The following is a 22392-nucleotide window of genomic DNA, read 5'->3' on the forward strand; positions in this document are numbered from 1 at the left end:
GCCCTTATTTTGCATCGAAATTAGCAACGGCTCCATGAATTATTTTACATATGACGCCCCTTTTGCCCTGGAAGGGGGGCCCTCCTTACCCGGTATTACGATAGCCTATCATACGTATGGCAGGTTGAACGAGGACCGGAGCAATGTGGTGTGGGTCTGTCATGCGCTGACTGCTAATTCCGACGCGGGTCACTGGTGGCCTGGGGTGGTAGGGGAGAATGGCGCGGTCAGTCCGGACGATTATTTTATAGTATGCGCGAATATTTTGGGGTCCTGTTATGGCAGCACGGGTCCGCTGAGTGAGGACAGCCGAACGGCTAAACCCTATTTTAGCCATTTCCCGGCGGTGACGATCCGGGATATGGTGAGGGCGCACATCCTGTTGCGCAAGCATCTGGGGATCGGGAAGATCCATCTGCTGATGGGCGGGAGCATGGGAGGATATCAGGCCCTGGAATGGGCGGTAATGGAAAAAGACGTTATTCAGCAGCTATTCCTTATAGCGACCTCGCCCGCGGAAAGCGCCTGGGGGATCGCCGTTCATACGGCGCAGCGGCTGGCTATCGAGGCGGACGGCAGCTGGCGGGATGAGCGACCGGATGCGGGCGCCCGCGGACTGAAGGCCGCGCGGGCCATCGGCATTCTGACCTACCGCAACTATGGCATCATGGTCCGGAAGCAGACGGATACGGATGTGGAGAAGCTGGATGGTTTCAAGGCCTCTTCCTATATCGACTATCAGGGAGACAAGCTGGTGAGCCGGTTCAATGCCTATTGTTACTGGCTGCTGACCAAGGCCATGGACAGTCATCAACTGGCGAGAGGAAGGGGAAAGACTGTGGAAGACGTATTGAAAAGCATCGAACAAAGAACGCTCCTGATAGGTGTTACCAGTGATATCCTCTGTCCGATGGAAGAGCAGCGGCATATGGCCGATCACCTGCCCAATGTCCGGCTGGTGGAAATAGATTCGGTCTACGGACACGACGGCTTTATGGTAGAGGGTGCTACTATAGCCACTCACTTGCGTGAGTGGCTAGGGAGAACTTACCAGGAAAGTTTGCCCTGATAGTAGTCCATTACTTTTGTCCGGAATATATAGGTATATTTTGCCGCGGCAAGATTCGTATTGGCCCTGTCGACATTATTTTTCGCGATCACATACACGTCTGAATTGACAACTCCCTCATTGAAACGGATCTCGGTAGTACGGAAGGATTCGGCAAAGGCGGCGGCCTGGTCCATAAAGAACTTATATTGTTTGTAGGCGGCCTGCATGCTCTGGAAGGCCAGTTCGACGTTCTGCTGCAGGGCAAGCCTGGCGTTTGTGGCGTTGAGCTGGGCAGTCTTAAGATTGATCTTTGCGATGCGGACGTTGTTCCTTGCCCGAAGGTTGTTGAGGATGGGTATATTCAGCTGCAGGCCGACGTAGGAGTTCTTGTTCTGGGTGAACTGGTCGCCCCAGCTGATTTTCTCGTTGTGTGAGAGCTGGGCGGTATCCAGCACGGGCAGTTTTGCACCACCGTTGCCGATGACATAGGACCCGGTGTTGTGTGCGGGGTCGATCCCGATGGGGATGGACTTGAATGCCAGACTCGAATAGTTGGTGGAGATACCGCCACCGAATGAAAGGCTGGGGTAGTACTGGCCTTTTACAGCCTGCAGGAATTTCTGATAGGCCTTCAGCCTGAGGTCGACGGATTTTATAGAAGGATAGATATCCAGCGCCGTCCTGTAAATGCTGTCGGACGACTGCTGATACTCGGAGATAGAGATGGCGGCGGTGACGCTGTTCTCGTACTGTACATCCCTTTTGTAGGGGACGTTCATCAGTTGGAAGAGGGTTATTTTGGAGGCTTCCAGCGAGTTGACTGCTGCTGCGATATTGACCTCATCGCCAGCGTACTGGCCTTTAAGGTCGGAGAGGTTCGACAGGAGGAGCAGGGCGCCTGAGTTGTTCAGTGTATCGAGCCGGTCGACCTGCCGTTTGTCGATATCTGCCTGTTCCCGGAGGATGGTGAGCTGGTCCTGATTGCTCAGGATGAGCAGATAAGCCAATATGACATTGAGCGTGATATTGTCTTTCTGTTGCTGCAGGTCGTATTTGCTGGCTCCGTATGCATAGTTGTTCGCCTGCAGGTTGTGCAGTAACTGGAGGCCGTTGAACAGAACGATGCTGCCGCTGACGCCGTAGTTGCCGGTGTTCACCTGATTGACATAGGTGTAGTCATAGGAGTTGAGGGTACGGCCAAAACCGATCTGTTGCGACGCGGATGCGCTGATATTGGGCAGCATATTACCCCATGCCTGATCGTACTGGACCTTACTGGTCTGGGACTGCAGGTCGGCCTGGTTGACGACCAGGTTATTCTTCAGGGCGATGTCGACAGACTGTTTGAGGGTTAGGATGGAGCCGCCGATCGAGTCCATGCCTGGGGTCATCCCCTTTGCGTACTGGGCGTCGGCCGTTGGTGCGGATAGAAATAAGACCGAGAGAAAAAGAAAGCAATTCAAATATCGCATAGTGACTTTATTAAGATTTATCGACCCGGCCGTCGAGGAGGTTGATGATATGTGTTCCGTAGGCGGCGTTCTTCTCGGAGTGGGTCACCTGAATGATCGTAACCCCCTCGTTGTTCAATTGTTTAAAAAGTTCCATGATCTCTTCGCCCTGCCGGGAGTTGAGGTTGCCGGTCGGTTCGTCGGCGAGCAGCAGCTTGGGTTTGCCGATCAGTGCGCGGGCGATGCCTACCAGCTGTTGCTGGCCGCCGGATAGCTGGGTGGGGAAGAGGTCTTTTTCCCTACTATCTGGAAGCGGTCGAGGATATCCGCTACCATCGCCTGGCGTTCGGAGGATTTGATGTTTTGGTAGATCAGCGGAGTTTCGATGTTCTCGTAGACCGTCAGCTCGTCGATGAGGTGGTAGGCCCGGAATACGAAGCCTATATACTGTTTGTACAGCTGTGAGCGTTGTTTCTCTTTTAGGGTGTGCACGGGCTGGTTCAGGAAAAAGTATTCTCCTTCGGAGGAATCGTCGAGCATGCCGATGATGTTGAGCAGGCTGGACTTACCGGAGCCGGAAGGACCCATGATGGAAATAAATTCCCCTTCTTTTATTTCAAGGTTGATGTCTTTTAGTATAAAGTTCGGTTTGCCGCCGACGTTGACCCATTTGGAGATGCGCTTTAGTTCGATCATTGTTGTTGTTTTTTGATTTTTGAGTTCCAAGATTACGAATTGTTTTGATTCGAACCTTTGGGGTCACGGTCTTATTGTTAAAGACATGCCGGAATGTAATTGTATGATTATTATATAATTATGGAGGTGTGGAGGGTTTTTTAGTCCGGTTTCGATACAAGAAGTGTACGTTTTTGATACAGGTGGCAAACCGGAGGAGTTCGCACACGAGGCCCAGGGCCGGGTGTGCAGATATTATTCGGTGCGGAGGTTCCTGATCGGGTTGCCGGTGAGTGCCCGCATGGTGAGGAGTGTGATGACGGTGAGGATCAGTACCAGGATGGGCAAAAGGGTTAGGAGGAAGGTGATGGGCGTGATTGTGATCCGGTAGGCGAAATTGCTGAGCCAGCGGTTGGCCAGCCACCGGCTTGACGGGCAGGGATATGGCAGCGGCGATCGTGGCCAGGCGGATGATCTGGGTGGACAAGAGCTGAAGGATATTGATATTTTGGGCGCCGAGTACTTTTCGGATGCCTATTTCCTTTAGCCGTCGCTCTATGGTGAAGAGGGTGAGGCCGACGAGTCCCGGGGTTGCGAGGACGATGGCGAGGATGGTAAAGAAGCTAATGGCCGGCCGAGGAGTCGTTCTTTGTCGGCCAGACGGGCGAAATTGTCGTCGAGAAAACGGATGGTCAGTGGCGTTTCGGGTTGAAATTCCCTGCCTGTCTTTTGAGCCAGTCGAGGAAGGCTGCGGTATTACCGCCGCGCAGGCGGATGGCGAGGGTGCTGCCTTCCGGGGTAAAGCGCAGGATGGCCGGGCCGATCTTTTCGTGGAGGGAGGCGTAATTGAAGTCCTTTACGACGCCGATGACCCTTTCGCTGCCGTTGATGATGCTGCCGACGGGTTTGAACAGGCCGAGGGCTGCGACGGCAGATTCGTTCAGTATAAGAGAATTGGTATCGGACAGCATTTGCTTATTGAAATTCCTTCCGTCGGTGAGGCGCATTTCCATGGTACCGATATAGCGGTCGTCGACGGGGAAGGTCTGGATGTTCATGTCTTTTGTCATGGACAGCGAGCGGTAGCTGGCCATGACGATGTTGGTGCCGGCCGGGGTCCGCTGGCAGAAGCTGGTGCTGGCGACCTGGGACTGCTGTTCGACGAGTTGGCGGAAGGCGGCTGACCGGCTCTTCATATCGCCGATATTCTCGACGAGCACGACGCCTTCGGTCTGAAAGCCTTTGTCTTTGTTCTTCATGTATCGCAGTTGGCTATAGACGACGAAGGAAAGGAACACGAGAGCGGTGGCGATGACGAACTGGAGAGTGACCAGGCTGTTGCGGATGCCGGCGTTGCCTTTCCCGGAGCCGGTGGCGGAGGTTGTACGGATTGCGGTCAGGGGCTGCATTCCGGTCAGATAGAATGCGGGATAGAGACCGGCCAGTATTCCAACGACAAGGGAGAACAGGATCAGTGCGATGTAGTTGGAGGAAAGAAAGGGTATGGGGCCGGTGAGCGAGATACCCGTGGAGTACTGGTAGAGGTAGAGGATGACCTGGATCAGGCCGCAGGAGATGACCATGGCAAGTGTGCTGAAGAGGATGGATTCTTTTAGTATCTGGCGGGCGAGGCGGGTGCGGGAGGCGCCAAAGGTCTTCTTCAGTCCCATTTCCCTGGCGCGTGTGGACGCGCGGGCTGTCACGAGGTTGATATAGTTGATGATGGCCAGGGCGATGAGGAGGATGCTGATCGCGCCGAGCAGCCGGACCTGGGTGATATTGCCCCGGGGGTGATATCGAATTTCATGTCGGCGTCGAAGTGGATATCGGTCAGTGGCTGGACGATAAAGCTGACGGCCATATTGCTTGCGGCCCATGAAGTATAGGAAGTGGTGGCGCCGCTGGCGGGATAGATCAGTTTCTCACGGAGTGTTTCCAGCCAGGTGTGGAGTCCTTTGAGAGAGCCCTGCGGTTTTAGCTTGACGTAGTTGTATTGGGCAGCCGACATCCAGTTGGCCAGGTTGCTGTTGGTGGCAGCCGGTTGAGGCAGGAGCAGCTGGGCGTCGAGGTGGGATCTATTGAATTCTTCTTCGAGGACGGCGACGACTTTATAGGGCTTCATTTCTTTTCCGACGAGCAGTGTTCTGCCGATAGGGTCTTCTTTGCCGAAGAGCTTGCGGGCGTTGGATGCGGAGACGACTGTTTCTCCCGGAGCGAGGCCAGCCGCGGGCAGGAAGCCTCTGGACGCTTTGTAGGAAAAGACTTTGAAGAAAGAGCCGTCGATATAGTAGGGGCGGATGCCTGTGAAGGCCCTTTCCTGAGCACCGGTGCGGATGGGGGTCTCACTGACGTCCGTGATCGAGGTCGTGTACTCCACGTCCTTGCAAGACGCCTGTAGAAGGGCGGGCAGCTGGGGCTGGCTTACGGCGAAGGGGCCCATGTTGAAAAAGTCCGTGCCGATACGGGCGATCCGGTCGGCGTCCCTGAAATGACGGTCGCAGTTGAGTTCGCGCCGGGAATAGATGAGCAGTATAAAGGATGCGGCGATGCCGATGGAGAGGCCGCCCAGGTTGATCACAGAGAAGGCTGGGTATTTCCGGAAACTGCGCAGCGTATGGGACAACTCTTTCATAATTGAAGATAAGTTATTATTCGGTATGGAGGCTGCGGGCCGGGTTGGCGGAAGCGGCGCGCAGTGTCTGTGTGGTGATGGTCAGCAGGGCGATTGCGAGGATGAGCACGATCGGAAGTGCGAACATCCAGGCGTTGATGGATACCCTGAAGGCGTAGTTCTCCAGCCATTTCTGCAGCAGGAACCAGGTCAGGGGATGGCGACCAGGAAGGAAATGAGCACGGGGCGGATAAAGTCCCTTGTCAGGAGCACGAGCAGGCTGGGGAGGCTGGCGCCGACGATCTTGCGGATGCCAATTTCTTTTGTGCGCTGGTTTACGACAAAGGCGGCGAGGCCGAGGAGGCCCAGACAGCTGACGAAGATCGCGAGGCCGGCAAAAAGACCAAAGGTCTGGCCGAACTGCTGGTCGGCTTTGTACTGCTGTGCGAAGTGGTCGTCGAGGAAAAAATAGTCGAAGGGGTTGCCGGGGAAGTATGTCTTCCATTTTTGTTGTATGGAAGCGATCAGGGCGGGCCAGTTGTTGCGGTCGCCCGTCAGTGTCAGCGAATAGTAGCCGCCTGCGTTGGGGAAATAGCGGTAGATATGGGCGTCATAGTCCTGGTGCAGGGACTCCTGATGGTGATTGCCGACGACGCCGACGATCGTATACGTTCCGCCCCAGAATTCGATCTTTTTATTGAGTGCCTGTTCTGCGGTGGTAAAGCCAATCTTTTTCAGTGCCGCTTCGTTGAAGAGGACGGATTGGGAGTCGACGAGGCCGGGATAGAAGTTGCGGCCTTTCAGCAGGTGGAGGCCGTAAGCGCTGAGAAAGTCGTGGTCGATGCCGATGATCCGGTATTGCTCGGTTTTGTCACTGCCGACCAGCTTGATGCCGCCGGCGTTCCAGCCAACCTTGTTGCCGGGTACTTCCGTGGAAGTCGTCATTTGCTGAACGCCCGCGAGGCGCAAAGCCTCTGTCTTGAATGCGGTGAATTTATTGTCGTAGGTAGAGTCTGTGACGCGCGGACCGCTGAGGACAAGGGTCTGGCTGATGCGGACGCCGAGGTCCTGGTGCTGCATATAGTGCAGTTGTCTGTATACGGCGAAGGTGCCTACCATAAGGATAACGGACGCCATGAACTGGATGATCACGAGCGACTGGCGCAGCAGTGCCCCGTGTCCTGTTTTTGCCAACCGGCCTTTCAGGACTTTGATAGGGGAGAAGGAGGATAACACAAAAGCCGGATACAGGCCGGACAGGAAGGTACCGGTTATGAACAGGCCGGCGAGCGCCAGCCAGAAGCCGGGGTCTTTGAACAGGGATAGGTGCAGGTCGTGTCCGGTCAGGGTATTGAACAGGGGCAGAAACGCGAGGATCAGCGCGAAGGCCGGGAGTATGGCGATGAAGTTGATCAAAAAGGATTCGAAGAGGAACTGGCCGATCAACTGGCGTCGGAGCGAGCCGAGGACTTTGCGGACCCCTACTTCCCTGGCGCGGTCGATAGAGCGGGCGGTTGCGAGGTTGACGTAGTTGATCCAGGCGATAACGATGATGAATACGGCGATGATCAGCAGGAAGTAGACGGTCTTGCCGTCTCCGTTGACCTCGGTCTCGAACATGTAGTGCGAATAGAGGTGGATGCTGGGTAGCGGCTGGAGGTGAAAGACCATGCCGGCGTGGTCCTTTTTCATATCTTCCCCCCATTTGGCCTGTACTACTCCGTTGATCTTTTTTCGAGCAGGTTCGGATCGGTTCCGGGCCGGGCGATTATGTAGGTCAGGAAAGCGTCCCAGTTCTTTTCCGTCTCTACTTTCGGGCCGCGCCACTGGACCAGGGTGGCCCAGGAGACGAGGATGTCGAATTTAAGATGCGTATTTGGGGAGGATCCTGTATGACGGCGGTGACCTTGAAATTATCCCTCCGGTTCATGCTGATGATCTTGCCGACGGGGTCTTCGCTGCCGAAATACCTGCGTGCGGTGGATGCCGTTATGACCGCAGAATAGACGTCTTTGAGTGCGCCGTTGGTCGTGCCGGCCACGGCTCTGTATGAGAACATGGGGAGAAAGGCATCGTTGCAGAAATACATTTTTTGTTCTCTGAACTCCCGGTCCTTGTAAGACATGACGGCGCCCATCCCTGCCAGCCTGGCAAATGATTCTACCTCGGGAAGACCTTCTTTGACGATCGGTCCGATGCCGGTGCATCCGGCGGCCCATTGCGTACTGAGTTTGCCGTTGTCATAGCGGTCGAGCTGCAGGCGGTAGATGCGGCCGGAGTTGGGTTCGTAGCGGTCGTAGCTGAGCTGGTAGCGCGCATACTGGACGATCAGGAGGCTGGCGGCGATGCCGAGGGCAAGGCCGAAGATATTTATAAAAGAGAAGACCTTGTGTTTGAAAAGGTTTCTCAGGGCGACAGTGAAATAGTTGATGATCATATGATGAGGTTATTCTGACCGAAGGCTTTTCACGGGATTTGCGAGTGCGGCGCGGATCGAACGGTATCCGACAGTCAGTGCGGCGATAACTGCGGTGAATCCGAGGGAGGCGAGAAATACGGCTGGTCCCAGCGGGACGCTGTACTTAAAGCTTTCCAGATAGCTGTGCATGGCCCACCAGGCGATGGGGGCTGCGATGACGAAAGCGATTAGTATAAGGCGGCTGAATTCGTTGCCAAAGAGCCAGAGTATCTGGCCGATGCCGGCGCCCAGCACTTTTCGTACGCCTATTTCTTTTGTTTTCCGGACGGCCATGAAGGACACCAGTCCGTACAGGCCGAGGCAGCTGATGAAGATCGCGATGCCGGCAAACAGTTCGACGAGTGTCAGCAGGATATTGTCCAGAAAATAGAAGTCGGCGATCCGTTCGTCGAGGAAGGTATAGGAATAAATATAGTCGGGATAAATACTGTTCCATGTCTTTTCGGCTGTGGAAAGGAAGTCCCGGACATGGCGCGGGTCGAGGCGTACGCTGAGCCCCTGGTAGCGGTGGTAGTTGGATACGATGCAGACCGGGTCGATATCGCTGTGGAGGGAATAGTCGTGAAAGTCGCTGACGACCCCAACGATCGGAAGGTTGTGGTCGTCGACGTTGATCATCTTGCCCAGGAGGTCCTTCGGGGCAACGCCGATCTTTTTGGCGAAGGTCTCGTTTACGAGGTATTCGCGGACGGTGTCCGAGGGGAAGATGTTCCTTCCTGCGATCAGTCTGAGTCCGAAGGCGGAGAGGTATTGGTCGTCTGCCGACTTTACGTTGACGCTCCAGTGTTCGGACAGTGTGCGGTTGTCATAGCGGACGTCGGTGCTGTTATTGCGCCGGGAGGCGGGAGGCTGATAGTTGAGCGACATTTTTTCGACGCCGGGAAGGCTGGCCAGTGCGGTCGCGGAGCGAGCGCATTTTTGTGAGGTCGCCCGTGGGCAGGGAAAGTGTAACGATGGAATCTTTTTGGAATCCCATATCCGCGGTCATCGAATAGTGCATCTGGTATGCGATGATGATCATGGACGTTATCAGCAGCTGTGCGATGGTGAACTGGACGATGACGAGGATACGCCGCAGGGAGAAGCCGCCGACGTGTGCCTGTGACAGCCGGCTTTTGAGCGCCAGGACCGGCTGGAAACGGGCGAGTACGAGGCCGGGATAGGAGCCGGAAAGGAAAACGATGACGACGATAATGGAAACCAGGGAACAAGGGGACCCGCCAGTCGGAAAAGAGACGGATATGCATTTGTGCGAATGTCAGTTGGTTGAGGCCCGGCAGCGCCAGCGGCGACAAACCATAGGCGAGGGCGCCGGCGAAGACGGTGATCAGCGCGGTCTCGGCGATGAACTGCCAGAACAGCTGGTTGCGGAGGCTGCCCAGTACCTTTCGGACGCCGATTTCGCGGCTGCGGTTGAGCGCCTGTGCCGTCGCCATATTGACGAAATTGACGCAGGCGATGATGACCGAGGAATATGCCGATGAACAAAAGAGACGCGCTGTATTTTTTATCGAAATAGCCGTCATAGCGGGCGTCATAGTGGATGTCGGCAAGCGGCTGGAGGAGGAAATGCCAGACCTTTAAATCGTCGGGGTCCTTGAAATATTTTGCCACGAGGCCTGGCAACGCCTTATCGACCAGTGCGTCACTGACGCCCGGCCTGAGCCGGACGAAGCACATGCTGCCTGTGTACACATTGCTCCAGCTGCTGTCGCTGGCGAACCAGCTGTTGTAGTCCTTAAGATTATCGTATGAGAGATATATTTCCTGGGTGCGGTCGGTGTTGCCGGGAATGTCTTTCAGGATTCCGGTGACCGTGAAGTCAATGCGGTTGTCCATCCGGATCCTTTTGCCGATGGCGGATGCATTGCCGAAATATTTCTGTGCGATGGATTGGGTGATGAGGGCGCAATGGGGGCGGACGAGGGGCGTCTGCCTGTCGCCTTGGGTCAGGGGAAAATTAAATATATCGAAGTAGGCCGGTTCTGCGAAGGCGACGCCCTTGTCTTCGACGAATTTTTTCACCTCTTTTTCTTCCGGCAACGAGATCAGGGTATTGCGATAGGTGACCACCCTGGCTGTAGCTTCTGCGAAGTTATAGTCACTACGGAAGGCCTTTCCCAGCGGCTGCGGAACAGAGGGGCTATAGCTGATGCCCTGGTCATGAAATTCCGTTACGATCCTGTAGATCCTGTCTTTGCCGGGATGAAAATTATCGAAGCTCAGCTGATAGGAGAGGATGGTGAAAATAAGGATGGCGGCGGCGATGCCGAGGGTGAGGCCGACGACATTGATCGTCGTATAGCCCTTGTAGCGGAGGAGGGTGCGCCAGGCTATTTTCAGATAGTTCTTTATCATAATTTTTTTATTCTGACCGAAGGCTTTTCACGGGATTTGCGAGTGCGGCGCGGATGGCCTGGAAGCTGATGGTGATGAGTGCGACCACGGCTGCCAGGATACCGGCTGTCAGGAATACCCACCATTCGATGGAGATCCGGTAGGCGAAGTCCCGGAGCCAGTTGTGCATCGTATACCATGCAACCGGGAAGGCGATGAGTGCGGCGATGGCCACGAGTTTTAGGAAGTCACGGGAGACCAGTGTGACTATGCTGCCGGTGCTGGCGCCGAGGACTTTTCGTACACCGATCTCTTTCACGCGCTGCGAGATGGAAAAGGCGGAAAGGCCCAGCAGGCCGAGGCAGGCGATAAAGATGGCGATACCGGCAAAGCAGGTAAAGAGGCTGCCCTGTTTCTGTTCGGAGCGGTACAGCTGGTCGAATTTGTCGTCGAGGAAGCTGTATTCGAAGGGCACTTCGGGCAGGTAGGTCTTCCAGGTCTTTTCCAGTGCCGCGAGGGCGCCGGGGACGTCGTTGCCGGAGAGCCGGACGGAAATATTGTTGAAAGAGTTGCTCTGATAGCGGGAGTTGGGCATTACCAGGATCAGCGGGACTATCTGCTGGTGCATGGACTCGAAGTTGAAGTCGCCCATGATGCCGATGACTTTTCCTTTTGCGTCCCCATAGCCGAAATTCCTTCCGATCAGCTGGGCGGGGTCTTTTATCCCGAGCGCTTTTGCGGCCGCGACATTGAGCAGGAAGTTGGTGCTGTCCGTGGCGTAGTCGCGCGAGTAGTCTCTGCCCGCGACGATGGGGATATGGTAGGCGCCGACGAAGTCGTGGTCAACGGACACAAATTTGATGTCGGCTTTGACGGGTTGCAGGGAGTCGCCGCTCTCGGTGGATGCGCCGCTTTCGTCCAGCAGCCGGCCGCTGGGGATGCGGGATGACCTGGCGACCTCCAGTAATCTGGGGTCGTGGGTCAGGCGGGTGCGGAAAGACTCGTAGGTCTTGTCGAGGCCGGCGTTATAGTTCATGACCAGGACGTGGTCCTTGCTAAATCCGAGGGATGCGGTCTGCATATAGTGCAGTTGCTGGAAGACGATGGCCGTGCTGATCAACAAAATGATCGAAACGGCGAATTGAACAACTACCAGTGCTTTGCGGAAGCTGATGCTGCTGCCGCCGGCCTTGAACAGTCCTTTGAGCACCTGCTGGGGCTGGAAGGAAGACAGGAAGAGGGCGGGATATAGTCCGGACAGCAGACCCACAACGAGGGGCGTAAGGATCACGGCGATCAGTACGGCAGGCTGGAGAAGGCTGTGTATCGAGAGCTGCAGGCCCGTAATATCGTTGATCCATGGAATACATAGCCAGGTAAGGGCGGCGGCCAGCAGGACGGAGATATAGGAGACGAGTACCGACTCGCAGAGGAACTGCAAAATGATCTCCTGCCGCTGTGCGCCGGATACTTTTCGGATGCCGATCTCCTTCGCGCGAAGGGTGGACCTGGCCGTGGAGAGGTTCATGTAGTTGATGCAGGCGATCAGGAGGATAAAGAGGGCGATTGCGCCAAAGATATAGACTCTGTTAATGTCGCCGTTCTCTTCCATCTCCTCGTCGAGGTGCGAGCGGAGGTGGACGTCGGTCAGCCGCTGCAGGTAGAGGCGGGTGCCGGAGGAAGCTTTGGCCAGCGGATCCCGTTTGTTCGTCGGCATATGCCGGTCGATGAAGGCGGGAAACTGGGCTTCGATGTTGTGGGCCGGGTAGTTCTCAGGAAGGAGCAGGTAGGTAAAGAATGCGTTGTTGCTGAAGCTTGAGGCCGGGTTCTTTGCCCCGTAGATGGTCGAGTCGTTGAGCGTGGGGAAGGAGAGGAGCACTTCCGGGTGAAAATGGGAGTTGGAGGGAAAGGGGGCGATGATGCCGGTGACCTTAAAGTTGACCTGGTTGTCGAGGCGGACGATCTTGTTGATAGGGTCGGCGTCGCCAAAGTATTTCCGGGCGACGGCCGGTGTCATGACGATAGAGAACGGATCGGCGAGGGCGTTGTGGCGGTCGCCTTTGAGCAGGTTGACGTCGAAGACGCTGAAGAGGTTGTTGTCCGCGAAGTAGAGGTCCTTTTCGTTGAACACCTTGTCCTCGTAGCGTATGGGGCTGGGGTTGGAGGCCAGCAGCCGGGTCATTTTCTGAATATCGGGGAAGTCGTTGAGCAGGAGTGGGCCGAAGGCCGGCGCAATGGCTCCGAGGTGGAGGGAGACGATGCCCTCCTTGTTGTTCCAGCTGCGGGTGACGCGCCAGATCCGGTTCGCCTGTGTATTGTATTTGTCGTAGCTGGTCTCGTGCAGAATATAGGTGAGGATCAGCAGACAGCAGGTGAGCCCTACGGTGAGCCCGAATATGTTGATGAACGAGATGAACTTGTATTTGGCGAGGTTGCGGAAAGTGATCTTGAGATAGTTTTTAAACATGACGGTGCATTTGGGTCATTTCCGACCATTTAAGAATTAAATCAATATGTCTCTTTCCGTAACCTTCTAACTTAGATAAGGATATTTTCCGTCACGGTCTGACCGTCCAGCATCCGGATGATACGGTGGCTGTAGCGGGAGTCGTGTTCGGAGTGGGTTACCATGATGATGGTGGTACCTTGTTCATTGAGATCCGTCAAAAGCTGCATTACTTCATTACCGTTGCTGGAGTCGAGGTTACCTGTCGGTTCGTCCGCGAGGATGAGCTTGGGGTTATTGACCACGGCGCGGGCGACGGCGACGCGTTGTTGCTGACCACCGGAGAGCTGCTGTGGGTAGTGGTTGCGGCGATGCATGATCTGCATTTTGTCCAGGACGACCTCTACCCGCTGTTTTCTTTCGGGGCCTTTTACGCCCAGGTAGATGAGGGGGAGTTCCACGTTCTCGAATACGGTGAGTTCGTCGATCAGGTTGAAGCTCTGGAATACGAAGCCGATATTCCGTTTGCGCAGGTCGGCCCGTTTGCGCTCGTTGAAGTGGGCCACTTCCGTGCCGTTGAACAGGAAGCTGCCGCCATCGGGATCGTCCGAGGAGGCCGAGGATATTCAGCAGGGTGGATTTGCCGCAGCCGGAGGGACCCATGACGGAAACGAACTCGCCTTCTTTTACCTCAAAGCTGAGTTTGTTGAGTGCGATAGTTTCCACTTCTTCGGTACGGTAGACCTTCTGGAGTTCACTGATCTTGATCATATTAAAATCTGTTTAGGTGATTAACGCTGGTTGTTATATAGATAAAAGTCTAAGGATTGGTAAAGATGTTGCAATCGGCGTGACCGAAACCTTCACTTTTACTTTTCTGACGGAGTCGCCAGCGGCCCCTGGGCAGCAGAAGCGGGCGCGCTCGTTGGATGAGGCGGCGGTGCTCAGGCAGAGGAGGAAGAGCAGGGTGTAGAATTGTTTCAGTCGCATGATTGTTAGTTTTTTATGGACGACGGCCCGAGGCCGGATGTTACAGATGCCGGGTTACTTTTTCAAAACCAATTCCTGAATATTGCCATACGTTTCGTAGCTGGAGGTTATGACCTTGTCGCCGGGTTTCAGTCCGGAAGTCACCTCATAAAAGTCCGGATTCGCGCGGTTCAGCTGGATATCAACGCGATAGGCCATTTTACCGTCTTCGCTGACCTTGAAGATCCAGTTGCCGCCGGTCTGCTGGTAGAACCCGCCCTTGGGTACGAGGATGGCGGTCGTTTCGTCGCTGAGGGCGAGGGTGATCTGCAGTGTCTGGCCTTTGCGGATACCTTTGGGGACCTTCCCTACGAAGTTCATGTCGACCATGAAGCGGCCGTTGGTAACCTGCGTATAAACCTTGACGATCTTGAGTTTATACGTTGTATCGTTGAAGGAAAAGGTCCCGGTCTGGCCGGTGAAGACCCGGTTGATATAGTGTTCGTCTACGTCGGAGAGCCGGACCTTGAAGCCGTCGAGGACGTCGAGCTGGCCGAGGTTGTATCCCGGGGTCTTCTGCTGGCCTATTTCGGCGTCGAGCGAAGTGAGCTGGCCGTCGGCCGGCGCGACCACTACGAGGTCGTTGACTCTTTTTTGAGAATAGCAAGCGTGTTCTGAGCGCCGGCAAAGGATTGTTTGTCCTGTTCTTCCTGCTGCTGGCGGGAGATGGAATCCTGTTTGAGGATCTCTTCTGTAAGCTCTTTTTTCTTCAGGAGGTAGTTGTAGTTATTCTGTGCGGTCTGCCATTCCTGGGAGCCGATAACCTTCTGGCTGTAGAGCTTTTTGTCGAGGTTGTAGATCCTTTCCGCCTCGTTGTACTGGCTTTGGACGTCGGCCATATTGTTCAGTTTGCTGACTGTATTCTGCTGGGCGGTCACTTTGGACAGCTGCATCTGGGCCAGCATGGTAGATACGGTGGTGGTGTTGTTGGCCAGGGTCATTTCCAGTTCGGTATTGCTCAGCCTGAGAATCGGGTCTCCTTTTTTGAGGGTGGCGCCGTCCTCTACGTACCGTTGTTCAACGCGCCCGCCGTCAGCAGTTATAATGTAGATGGTTGTCAGGGGCAGTACGGTTCCGTTCTGGGGAATGGATTCCTGAAAGGGGGCCTTGGTGACTTCGCTTATTGTAATACGTTCCAGATCGACGTTCAATTTCGACTTTCCGGAGGTGAAATAAAAGCTTCCGGCGATGAGGACGATCAGTGCCGCGATTCCGCCGATGGTCATGAGACGTTTGGTGGTCCAGGTTTTCTTTTTCTTATGATGTCTACCATAACAGATTCAAAAAATTTGATTTACTTACCGATGCCGGACTTGGTCCGTTTTTTTAAAAAACCACCCAGTATAAAGATACCAGGAGGTATACACATGAGAAAATTCCAAACGGTAGTCTATCAAACACATGCCAGAAAGCAACCCCGATGATTTACAGTTGGTTAGGAGCGATCCGGCCTGATTATAGTTCATTTTTGATACAAAAACTGTCCGGTTTTGATACAGTAGGCCTTTTGGACAGTTTTATATAAAAAATTAATTGCCATACATTTACATTTAAGGTATACTTGTAGATGAACGATGTTGCACGGATGGCGAAAAAATTTGCCGTCCATAAAACGTAAGAATAATATGAATCTGAAAAATGCTTCCATACTAGCTGTTGATGATGATCCGGATGTTCTGACCGCGGTGCGGCTGTTGCTGAAGACCGAGGCGGCGGACGTGGTGACCGAGAAGAACCCGGAGAACCTGCGATCTATCCTTTCGAAGCGGAGTTTTGACCTTATCCTGCTGGATATGAATTTCAACAGCAGTATAAATACGGGAAATGAGGGGTTGTTCTGGCTGCGGAAGATCAAGGAATTCGGTTCGACTGCGGCGGTCATCATGATCACGGCATACGGCGATATCGATCTGGCGGTGAGGTCTCTCAAGGAAGGGGCGGCCGATTTTGTGGTCAAGCCCTGGCATAACGAGCGGCTGATCACGACCATCAAGGAGGCGCTGAAGAAGAACGATCCCAAGCGTAGCGGGAGTGGGAAGGACGAGCCGTCCGACTCGGTGATAGGGTCGGGCTGCTGGGAGAGTCGGAGGTGATGCGGGACATCTTCTTCAAGGTGGAGAAGATCGCGCCGACTGACGCCAATATCCTGATCCTTGGAGAGAACGGCACGGGGAAGGATCTGATCGCAAAGGCGATCCACCAGCATTCCCTGAGAGCGGAAAAGCCCTATATAAAAGTGGACGTGGGAGCGCTGACGGAGACGCTTTTCGAGAGCGAGCTTTTCGGGCACAAGAAGGGGGCGTTTACGGATGCGCGGGAGGACAGGATAGGGCGTTTCGAGTCGGGCAGCGGAGGGACGCTGTTCCTGGATGAGATCGGGAATATCTCCCTTCACCAGCAGGCTAAGCTGCTGTCTGTGCTGCAGAACCGGCAGGTGACGAGGCTGGGGTCGAATCAGCCGGTGCCGATCGATATCCGGCTGATCTGCGCCACGAATGTGCCGCTGACGGAGCTGGCGAACGAGAGCAAGTTCAGGAAGGACCTTATTTACCGGATCAATACGGTAGAGATCATGGTCCCGCCGCTGCGCAGGCGGGAGGACGATATTATTCTGCTGGCGAGGCATTTTGACCGGATCTATACCAATAAGTACATGAAACCGCAGCATGATTTTGACGCGAAGGCGATCGAGAAGCTGAAGTCCTACCACTATCCCGGGAATGTCCGGGAGCTTCAATATACGATCGAGCGGGCGGTCATTATGGCGGAGGGGGATGTTTTGCAGGCGAAGGACCTTATCTTCTCGCCGATAGAGACCGTTATGCCCCAGATGGACGAGCCGCAGGAGCTGAAGCTGAGCACGATCGAGAAGAATGCCATTCTCAAGGTAATCGAAAAGCACAATGGCAATATCTCAAAAGCGGCCAAGGAGTTGGGTCTGACCCGGACTGCGCTATACCGAAGGTTAAGTAAATACGATATTTAATTATGGTTTTCAAGCGATACCAGGAGCGGATCCTGATACGGGTGTTATTCATGTTCCTTACGCTGTCCTGCGCCTCTTTTCTGCTGGTGAAGGGCAGGTATGGGATCGAACTGATCGTCCTGATCCTGCTGATCATCTTTCAGCTGGTGGATTTTTACAATTTCCACCGCAAGGCGCAGCAGGAGGTGGAGCAGTTCGTGGAGTCGATCCACTACCGGGACTTCTCGCGGTATTTCGACGTCAAGGAGGCGCCGATCGAGCTTCAGTCGCTGCGGCAGGGGTTCAATGAGATCAACAGTACGTTCAAGCTGATCAGCCGCGAGAGGGAAACGCAGTTCCAGTACCTGCAGAAGATACTCGAGCTGGTCAATACAGGAATACTCAGCTATGAGCATAAGAGCGGGGATATCGGGTGGATGAACGAGTCGTTCAAGAATATGCTGGGGGTGCCCTATCTGAAGACCATCGCGTCGCTCGAGCGGAGGGATGCCGCGCTGTACCAGGAGATACTGAACCTTCGGCCGGGGGAGAACAAGATCGTTTCTCTGACAAAGGATAAGACTGTCTTCAAGACGCTGATGGCCGCCACGGCGTTTCAGACGGACGGACGGGTGTATAAGCTGATCGCCTTTCAGGACGTGAATGAGGCGTTGGATGAGACCGAGGCAAAGGCCTGGCAGAAGCTGCTGAGCGTGATGACCCACGAGATCATGAACTCTGTAGCGCCGATATCCTCTCTTGCGGAGACCATGCTGCACCGGCTGCAGGAGTCGGCGCGATTGCTGGAGGGGCAGCCGGGAGCGCTGGAGGATCTGGAGCTTGGTATCGGAACTATCCGGCGCCGAAGCGAGGGGCTGTTGAAGTTTGCGGAGACCTACAGGAGTCTGAATAAGATCACCACGCTGAATCTTAAGCGGGTGTATGCCCGCGATCTGTTCGAGACCCTGCATATCCTGATGGAGCCGACGCTGGAGCAGAAGAAGATCGAGATGGACATTTTGCTGACGGATACGGAGCTGATGCTCGACGTGGATACGAATCTTATCGAGCAGGTGCTGATCAACCTGGTGGTAAATGCTATCGACGCGGTGAGGGGCAGCGCGGAGCCGATGATCACGCTGTCGGCCTACACGGGCGGCAATAGCCGGCCAATCATCAAGGTGGGGGATAACGGGATGGGGATGTCGCCGGAGGTAATGGATAATATTTTTATACCCTTCTTCAGTACGAAGAAGACTGGCAGTGGAATAGGTCTAAGCCTGTGCAAACAGATCATGCTGCTGCACAAGGGAATATCCAGGCACAGTCGATAGAGGGAGTCGGGAGCTCGTTCCTGCTGCACTTTTAGGATCTAGGATTCTCCTATCCATTTTTTGAAGGAGGCGGAGTTCTCCTGGCTGATGATGATCTCCTCGTTGACGGGAAGGGTAAGCTCGACGCTTATCTTGGAGCGTTCGAGGGGTTTGAAGCGTTTTACGTAGTTAGCGTTTATGATATACTTGCGGTTGGCGCGGTAAAAGATATTTCTGTCGAGCTGGTCCTCCAGGTCGCTGAGGTTGGTAGTTTCCGCCATGTATTTTTTGTTCTCTTTGTCTACCAAAAAGATCAACTTGTGTTCGGTGAAGAAGTAGCAGGCGTCTTCGATGCGGACGGTCTGGAATTCCACGCCTCTGCGGACGAGGATGCGGGACCGCTTTGCGGTCGTGGTTGCCGAGGTAGTCGGGCAGGGGATAGGCCTGGTTGGCGCCTGTGAAATGGTTTTGGAGGGTCTTGTATTTGCGGATGGCGTTCCTCAACTTGTCCTGGCTGATTGGTTTGAGCAGGTAGTCGATGCTGCTGTATTCGAATGCCTGGGACAGGTATTTGTCGTAGGCGGTCGTGAATATGACGGGGCAGGTGACCTTGCAGGCCTTGAATATGTTGAAGGAAAGTCCGTCTGATAATTGGATGTCCATTAGTATGAGGTCGGGCTGTGGATTTTTGTTGAGCCAGCGGACCGTCTCGTCGACGCTGCCACAACTTGCCGCTATGCTTATGCTCTCGTCGATGGCCTGAAGTTCTTCTACAAGGTTCTCGGAAGCAGGGCGTTCATCTTCTACAATCAGGACTTTCATGTGGCGAAATTTATGATTCAAAAATAGACACCATTGTCGAGTAATTAGTTACCGTTCGTATAGTTTTATATATGACGTTGACGAGCGGCAAATGTTGCATATTTTTCAACGACAGGGCAGGATTTTTCAACCATCGGTGTTCAGAATTTTATTATCGGCAGTTTTACTGTGAAAGATTCAAAATTATTCTCCACGATGATATTTCTTTTCGTCAGCAATTTGTAGCGGTTATCCAGATTGCTCAGGCCAATTTTGGAGCCTGGCTGAGCGCCATTTCTGCGGTTGAGGTCGTTTTTCACGATGACGTAGTCGGAGTGGATGGAGACGTTGATGGCGAGCGGTTTTTCTCGCTGAATTCGTTATGCTTGATGGCGTTCTCCACCAGGGCTTGCATTGAGATAGGTGGTATCAGGTAGTTCTCGGCCGAGAGATCGTTGATCTCGATGGTCATGCTGATGGCGTCGGCGAACCGGATCTTGAGGAGATAGAAATAATTGCTGATGAACTCTGTCTCTTCGCGGAGCAGGACGAGGTCTCTTTCCTTGTTGCTGAGAATATACCGGTAGACGCGGGCGAGGGTATCGTTGTAGAGCCGGGCGCTTTTGGGGTCGCGGGTGATGAGGAAGGAAAGGGTGTTGAGGGAATTGAAGATGAAATGGGGGTCGATCTGGTTCTTGAGCGCTTCCAGTTCGGCCTGGGCTTTGGCGACGTTCAGTTGTTCGACGCGGGTTTCGGTGTCTTCTTTTTCGCGGTTGAGAAAAAGGATCTCATAAATATTGGTGATGAAGCAGGCGGCGATGATGATGACGAGGACGCTTTTGAGGACCGATTCGTTGCCGGGTCGTATTTCGTGTGAGCAGTAGTGCCAGAGGTTGAGGAGGACGGCGGATACCAGTCCGGAGTACACGATGTTGGCGAAGAACAGGGAGACGATGATCTTGTAGTAGGTTTTTTTTGACCATGGGTAGCGGGCGCGGATAAAATACATGAGGCGGACGTTTCCCTCCCATACGAGAAAAGCGACTGTAATAAAGAAGAGGTAGCAGGCGATGAGTTCTGTGGCGGTGTAGAGGCGGTTACTGATGAGACCTGTGAGGTTTGGTATAAGCAGGCCCAGGGCTGGGATGCCTATTAGCTTGACCATTCTGTCATCCAAAACTTGTTGACTGTTCATAGCAGTTGTAGGGCCAGGGCGTTGAGACCTGCGCGCATTCGATTTTTAGCGTTTGGGAAAAGTAGTGTTCGTTGGTGTAGTAGAATGGAATAACGGCAAGTAATTCAATTGTGCTGTGATAGAAAAGTTAATTTATTGTAAAAGGAAGGAATGGAGGGATTAGTGATGCAGCGTTTCTATGAGTGGTTTTGGTCGCCGCCCGGCTACGCCTGCTGCGCAGGGATGGCCCGCCGGGCATCCTGAACCGCAGAGCAAAGTGAATTCGTTCATACATCTAATTACGCCATTGGGCCTCGATATTTCCCGTTTGAGTCAGTTTATCTCAGGCCTGAGGGGTTTTATGTTTACCTTGCCGCTCAGCAAACTTGTTCGAGGGTAAAAATATTTTTCTAATGGACAACTTCCTCGGACTTCAATCTAAAGTTGTCCTTAGAAGTTTTCTCATGTGACCCGCAGGTGGTTTCTACCACCTGCTTTTTTTTTGTACAAATTTTTTGCACGGTGATAGTTGGATCGGGGAGAGTGGGTAAAAAGTGCGACTAGGGGAAGTGGGTAGTTTAGTGCACAAATTCTCCAGGAAATTAAAATATTAAAAAAGCCGCCTCGTGGCGGCTTTTTTTATTGCGTGTCCCACCAGATGCGGTCGGTGATGTTTGCGGTCTGCTGGGGCTGTGGGTTCGAGGTCAGTTCGGCCAGGGGGTAGGGGAAGCGGCGTGGTATAGAGGGGACGTAGGGATTCTGGACGATGGTCAGTGCCGGGAAGCCGGTGCGGCGCCAGTCCGTGAAATTTTCGATCGACAGGAAGTTGGCGATATCCTTTTCTTCCATGATGCGCTGGATGCCATTTGCGGCTGTCAGCGGGCTGCGCGCCGCGAGATAGGCCAGTACGGTGGCTGAGGTGGTATCGAGTCCCAGTGCGGACATATGGCTGTTGATCGCGTTAATATATACCGGTGTGGCCGCGGCTGCTCCCGACGTGCGGAAGACGGCCTCTGCCTTTATAAAGAGGGCTTCCGGGTAGTTCAACAGTGCCTGCGGGGCGGCGGCGCCTGCGTAAAAGTTGTTGATGCCGGCATATACCTTATAGTTGGGTGCCGGGATGGTCCCGATGATCCGGCCGAGATAGCTGCCGCCGGAGCCTTTTTCGCGATGATGGGCAGGCGGGGGGTCGTTGTTGGCGGTCAGGAAATTGACGAAGGTGGATGCGAGTACCGTGGGGCCTGCGGTTGGGTCGGCGTTCTCGAACCAGGGGTTCTCGCTGCCGGAGTTATCGGAATAGGCGGCAAAGAGGGCTTCGTCGGAGGCGTCGGCAAATCCGTTCTGCAGAGCGGTGAGGGCCAGGCCGGACTGGGTCGCAGGGTCGTGGCCGGGTGCTTTTGTGAGGTGCATATGGAACCGTGCTTTCAGCGTCCATGCGAATTTTACCCATTTATCCATGTCTCCTCCGTAGAGCAGGTCGTCGGCGCCGGGCGTGACGGTTCCGGGGTCGAGGGCGTTCTCGGCGATTGCGCTGTCGAGCATAGTCTGGAGTGATTTATAGACATCTTCCTGTTTGTCGTAGACCGGGTGCAGCGCGCCGTTGAGGGCCTGGGACCATGGGATGTCGCCCCACATATCCGTGACATAGCCGAGTGTATAGGCCGTGAGTACTTTGGCTACGACGCCATAGGAGTGGTGTTTCATGGTTTCGGCCTTGCTGTCGATGATGCGCAGGTTTTGGAGGATAGTGCTATAGATGGACAGGAATTGCTGGTCCATGTCGTCGGGACGAACGCGGTAGGTGTCGTTCTGGGGGAAGAGCTGGTTGAGGGCCGGCTGCTGGGTCCAGTAATTGGTGACCACAGCCACGGCGACGTAGTTGCCAATGGTGAGGGCTCCCCCGGCGAGGTCCGTAGAGATGGCTGTCTGGGTGGGGACGAGGAGGAGGGTTCCCTGGACGTCCGCCGGATTGTTCGGGTCGGTGTTGACGTCGAGGTATTTTTTGCAGCCGGCCGAACTGATTGCGAATGCCAGCATATATATGATGATCTTTTTCATTG

General features: G+C 54.3%; 22 protein-coding genes and 6 pseudogenes. 8 read left to right on the top strand and 20 right to left on the bottom strand.

The genetic code is table 11. From position 1 onward, the window contains the following. The first annotated feature begins 34 nt into the window (after nucleotides 1-34). Nucleotides 35-1069: a homoserine O-acetyltransferase family protein gene (locus ACQ86N_RS06140; protein ID WP_431214410.1), complete on the top strand. Its 1035-nt coding sequence runs from the start codon at nucleotides 35-37 to the stop codon at nucleotides 1067-1069. On the opposite strand, the gene ACQ86N_RS06145 is transcribed toward ACQ86N_RS06140, so the two are convergent. Continuing rightward, nucleotides 1048-2523 (bottom strand): TolC family protein, encoded by a 1476-nt coding sequence (locus ACQ86N_RS06145; protein WP_431214411.1) that lies wholly within the window; start codon nucleotides 2521-2523, stop codon nucleotides 1048-1050. The genes ACQ86N_RS06140 and ACQ86N_RS06145 overlap by 22 nt on opposite strands. A 10-nt stretch (nucleotides 2524-2533) precedes the next feature. After that, a pseudogene (locus ACQ86N_RS06150) lies at nucleotides 2534-3198 on the bottom strand (ABC transporter ATP-binding protein). Between the two features lie 163 nt (nucleotides 3199-3361). Between ACQ86N_RS06150 and ACQ86N_RS06155 the strand changes: the two are divergent. Further along, nucleotides 3362-3568: a hypothetical protein gene (locus tag ACQ86N_RS06155; protein WP_431214412.1), complete on the top strand. Its 207-nt coding sequence runs from the start codon at nucleotides 3362-3364 to the stop codon at nucleotides 3566-3568. A 6-nt stretch (nucleotides 3569-3574) separates the two neighbouring features. Beyond that, nucleotides 3575-3724 carry a hypothetical protein gene (locus ACQ86N_RS06160; protein WP_431214413.1) on the top strand — a complete coding sequence of 50 codons (150 nt, stop codon included), beginning with the start codon at nucleotides 3575-3577 and terminating at the stop codon, nucleotides 3722-3724. On the opposite strand, the pseudogene ACQ86N_RS06165 reads toward ACQ86N_RS06160, so the two are convergent. The 3 genes and pseudogenes from ACQ86N_RS06165 to ACQ86N_RS06175 all read right to left on the bottom strand — a co-directional run. Beyond that, nucleotides 3668-3934 (bottom strand): annotated as a pseudogene (locus ACQ86N_RS06165) (ABC transporter permease); the annotation flags it as partial. The gene ACQ86N_RS06160 and the pseudogene ACQ86N_RS06165 overlap by 57 nt on opposite strands. Beyond that, nucleotides 3870-4880, bottom strand: coding sequence for an FtsX-like permease family protein (locus ACQ86N_RS06170; protein ID WP_431214414.1), 1011 nt, complete (start codon nucleotides 4878-4880; stop codon nucleotides 3870-3872). The pseudogene ACQ86N_RS06165 and the gene ACQ86N_RS06170, both read right to left, overlap by 65 nt. After that, nucleotides 4877-5809 carry an ABC transporter permease gene (locus ACQ86N_RS06175; protein WP_431214415.1) on the bottom strand — a complete coding sequence of 311 codons (933 nt, stop codon included), beginning with the start codon at nucleotides 5807-5809 and terminating at the stop codon, nucleotides 4877-4879. Before ACQ86N_RS06175 ends, ACQ86N_RS06170 begins: the two co-directional genes overlap by 4 nt. Before the next feature lie 2 nt (nucleotides 5810-5811). On the opposite strand from ACQ86N_RS06175, the gene ACQ86N_RS06180 reads away from it, so the two are divergent. Next, complete coding sequence (locus ACQ86N_RS06180) at nucleotides 5812-5967, top strand: hypothetical protein (RefSeq protein WP_431214416.1); 156 nt, start codon at nucleotides 5812-5814, stop codon at nucleotides 5965-5967. A gap of 31 nt (nucleotides 5968-5998) precedes the next feature. Here ACQ86N_RS06180 and ACQ86N_RS06185 read toward each other — a convergent pair whose 3' ends face one another. The 10 genes and pseudogenes from ACQ86N_RS06185 to ACQ86N_RS06230 form a co-directional block, all read right to left on the bottom strand. Beyond that, entirely contained in the window at nucleotides 5999-7480 is a 1482-nt protein-coding gene (locus ACQ86N_RS06185) for an FtsX-like permease family protein (protein WP_431214417.1), read from the bottom strand. A gap of 115 nt (nucleotides 7481-7595) precedes the next feature. Further along, nucleotides 7596-8225, bottom strand: a complete 630-nt coding sequence (locus ACQ86N_RS06190) for an ABC transporter permease (protein ID WP_431214418.1) — start codon at nucleotides 8223-8225, stop codon at nucleotides 7596-7598. A gap of 9 nt (nucleotides 8226-8234) precedes the next feature. Continuing rightward, nucleotides 8235-9134 carry an ABC transporter permease gene (locus tag ACQ86N_RS06195; protein WP_431214419.1) on the bottom strand — a complete coding sequence of 300 codons (900 nt, stop codon included), beginning with the start codon at nucleotides 9132-9134 and terminating at the stop codon, nucleotides 8235-8237. Further along, nucleotides 9094-9288, bottom strand: a complete 195-nt coding sequence (locus tag ACQ86N_RS06200; protein ID WP_431214420.1) for a hypothetical protein — start codon at nucleotides 9286-9288, stop codon at nucleotides 9094-9096. Before ACQ86N_RS06200 ends, ACQ86N_RS06195 begins: the two co-directional genes overlap by 41 nt. A 307-nt stretch (nucleotides 9289-9595) precedes the next feature. Beyond that, nucleotides 9596-9805: pseudogene (locus ACQ86N_RS06205) on the bottom strand (ABC transporter permease); the annotation flags it as partial. Between the two features lie 97 nt (nucleotides 9806-9902). Beyond that, nucleotides 9903-10625, bottom strand: a pseudogene (locus ACQ86N_RS06210) (ABC transporter permease); the annotation flags it as partial. 7 nt (nucleotides 10626-10632) lie between these two features. Next, a complete protein-coding gene (locus ACQ86N_RS06215) occupies nucleotides 10633-13071 on the bottom strand; it encodes an ABC transporter permease (RefSeq protein ID WP_431214421.1) in 2439 nt (812 codons plus the stop codon). Nucleotides 13072-13142: 71 nt separating this feature from the next. Then, nucleotides 13143-13821: pseudogene (locus tag ACQ86N_RS06220) on the bottom strand (ABC transporter ATP-binding protein). Nucleotides 13822-14094: 273 nt separating this feature from the next. Continuing rightward, nucleotides 14095-14652 (bottom strand): efflux RND transporter periplasmic adaptor subunit, encoded by a 558-nt coding sequence (locus tag ACQ86N_RS06225; RefSeq protein ID WP_431214422.1) that lies wholly within the window; start codon nucleotides 14650-14652, stop codon nucleotides 14095-14097. Further along, complete coding sequence (locus ACQ86N_RS06230; protein ID WP_431214423.1) at nucleotides 14652-15305, bottom strand: hypothetical protein; 654 nt, start codon at nucleotides 15303-15305, stop codon at nucleotides 14652-14654. The genes ACQ86N_RS06225 and ACQ86N_RS06230 overlap by 1 nt, the downstream gene beginning before the upstream one ends. A 399-nt stretch (nucleotides 15306-15704) precedes the next feature. Between ACQ86N_RS06230 and ACQ86N_RS06235 the strand changes: the two genes are divergently transcribed. Genes ACQ86N_RS06235 through ACQ86N_RS06245 form a run of 3 tightly spaced genes read left to right on the top strand, consistent with a single transcriptional unit; the run spans nucleotide 15705 to nucleotide 18378 of the window. Then, nucleotides 15705-16172: a response regulator gene (locus ACQ86N_RS06235; RefSeq protein ID WP_431214424.1), complete on the top strand. Its 468-nt coding sequence runs from the start codon at nucleotides 15705-15707 to the stop codon at nucleotides 16170-16172. After that, complete coding sequence (locus ACQ86N_RS06240) at nucleotides 16172-17065, top strand: sigma-54 interaction domain-containing protein (RefSeq protein ID WP_431214425.1); 894 nt, start codon at nucleotides 16172-16174, stop codon at nucleotides 17063-17065. Before ACQ86N_RS06235 ends, ACQ86N_RS06240 begins: the two co-directional genes overlap by 1 nt. A 2-nt stretch (nucleotides 17066-17067) precedes the next feature. Beyond that, nucleotides 17068-18378: a sensor histidine kinase gene (locus tag ACQ86N_RS06245; protein WP_431214426.1), complete on the top strand. Its 1311-nt coding sequence runs from the start codon at nucleotides 17068-17070 to the stop codon at nucleotides 18376-18378. Nucleotides 18379-18416: 38 nt separating this feature from the next. Here the strand turns inward: ACQ86N_RS06245 and ACQ86N_RS06250 are convergent, their stop codons facing one another. Then, on the bottom strand, nucleotides 18417-18731 hold the full coding sequence (locus ACQ86N_RS06250; RefSeq protein WP_431214427.1) for a LytR/AlgR family response regulator transcription factor: 315 nt from the start codon (nucleotides 18729-18731) through the stop codon (nucleotides 18417-18419). Between the two features lie 16 nt (nucleotides 18732-18747). Between ACQ86N_RS06250 and ACQ86N_RS06255 the strand changes: the two genes are divergently transcribed. Next, on the top strand, nucleotides 18748-19005 hold the full coding sequence (locus ACQ86N_RS06255; RefSeq protein ID WP_431218061.1) for a hypothetical protein: 258 nt from the start codon (nucleotides 18748-18750) through the stop codon (nucleotides 19003-19005). Here the strand turns inward: ACQ86N_RS06255 and ACQ86N_RS06260 are convergent. The 4 genes and pseudogenes from ACQ86N_RS06260 to ACQ86N_RS06275 form a co-directional block, all read right to left on the bottom strand. Then, nucleotides 18904-19179, bottom strand: a pseudogene (locus ACQ86N_RS06260) (LytR/AlgR family response regulator transcription factor); the annotation flags it as partial. The gene ACQ86N_RS06255 and the pseudogene ACQ86N_RS06260 sit on opposite strands and share 102 nt — an antisense overlap. 140 nt (nucleotides 19180-19319) lie before the next feature. Further along, nucleotides 19320-19478, bottom strand: a complete 159-nt coding sequence (locus ACQ86N_RS06265) for a hypothetical protein (RefSeq protein ID WP_431214428.1) — start codon at nucleotides 19476-19478, stop codon at nucleotides 19320-19322. Further along, nucleotides 19475-20323 (bottom strand): sensor histidine kinase, encoded by an 849-nt coding sequence (locus tag ACQ86N_RS06270; protein ID WP_431214429.1) that lies wholly within the window; start codon nucleotides 20321-20323, stop codon nucleotides 19475-19477. The genes ACQ86N_RS06265 and ACQ86N_RS06270 overlap by 4 nt, the downstream gene beginning before the upstream one ends. A 648-nt stretch (nucleotides 20324-20971) precedes the next feature. Beyond that, nucleotides 20972-22390, bottom strand: coding sequence for a SusD/RagB family nutrient-binding outer membrane lipoprotein (locus tag ACQ86N_RS06275; protein ID WP_431214430.1), 1419 nt, complete (start codon nucleotides 22388-22390; stop codon nucleotides 20972-20974). Nucleotides 22391-22392 lie beyond the last annotated feature (2 nt).

It is taken from the genome of Puia sp. P3 (assembly GCF_050632245.1).
GTDB lineage: Bacteria > Bacteroidota > Bacteroidia > Chitinophagales > Chitinophagaceae > Puia.

Coding starts and splice junctions, on each gene's coding strand:
- ACQ86N_RS06140 (WP_431214410.1), top strand. CDS start 35: ATGAATTATTTTACATATGACGCCCCTTTTGCCCTGGAAGGGGGGCCC.
- ACQ86N_RS06145 (WP_431214411.1), bottom strand. CDS start 2,523: ATGCGATATTTGAATTGCTTTCTTTTTCTCTCGGTCTTATTTCTATCC.
- ACQ86N_RS06175 (WP_431214415.1), bottom strand. CDS start 5,809: ATGAAAGAGTTGTCCCATACGCTGCGCAGTTTCCGGAAATACCCAGCC.
- ACQ86N_RS06185 (WP_431214417.1), bottom strand. CDS start 7,480: ATGAAAAAGGACCACGCCGGCATGGTCTTTCACCTCCAGCCGCTACCC.
- ACQ86N_RS06190 (WP_431214418.1), bottom strand. CDS start 8,225: ATGATCATCAACTATTTCACTGTCGCCCTGAGAAACCTTTTCAAACAC.
- ACQ86N_RS06195 (WP_431214419.1), bottom strand. CDS start 9,134: ATGTCGCTCAACTATCAGCCTCCCGCCTCCCGGCGCAATAACAGCACC.
- ACQ86N_RS06200 (WP_431214420.1), bottom strand. CDS start 9,288: ATGATCATCATCGCATACCAGATGCACTATTCGATGACCGCGGATATG.
- ACQ86N_RS06215 (WP_431214421.1), bottom strand. CDS start 13,071: ATGTTTAAAAACTATCTCAAGATCACTTTCCGCAACCTCGCCAAATAC.
- ACQ86N_RS06230 (WP_431214423.1), bottom strand. CDS start 15,305: ATGACCATCGGCGGAATCGCGGCACTGATCGTCCTCATCGCCGGAAGC.
- ACQ86N_RS06235 (WP_431214424.1), top strand. CDS start 15,705: ATGAATCTGAAAAATGCTTCCATACTAGCTGTTGATGATGATCCGGAT.
- ACQ86N_RS06240 (WP_431214425.1), top strand. CDS start 16,172: ATGCGGGACATCTTCTTCAAGGTGGAGAAGATCGCGCCGACTGACGCC.
- ACQ86N_RS06245 (WP_431214426.1), top strand. CDS start 17,068: ATGGTTTTCAAGCGATACCAGGAGCGGATCCTGATACGGGTGTTATTC.
- ACQ86N_RS06255 (WP_431218061.1), top strand. CDS start 18,748: ATGCGGGACCGCTTTGCGGTCGTGGTTGCCGAGGTAGTCGGGCAGGGG.
- ACQ86N_RS06270 (WP_431214429.1), bottom strand. CDS start 20,323: ATGGTCAAGCTAATAGGCATCCCAGCCCTGGGCCTGCTTATACCAAAC.
- ACQ86N_RS06275 (WP_431214430.1), bottom strand. CDS start 22,390: ATGAAAAAGATCATCATATATATGCTGGCATTCGCAATCAGTTCGGCC.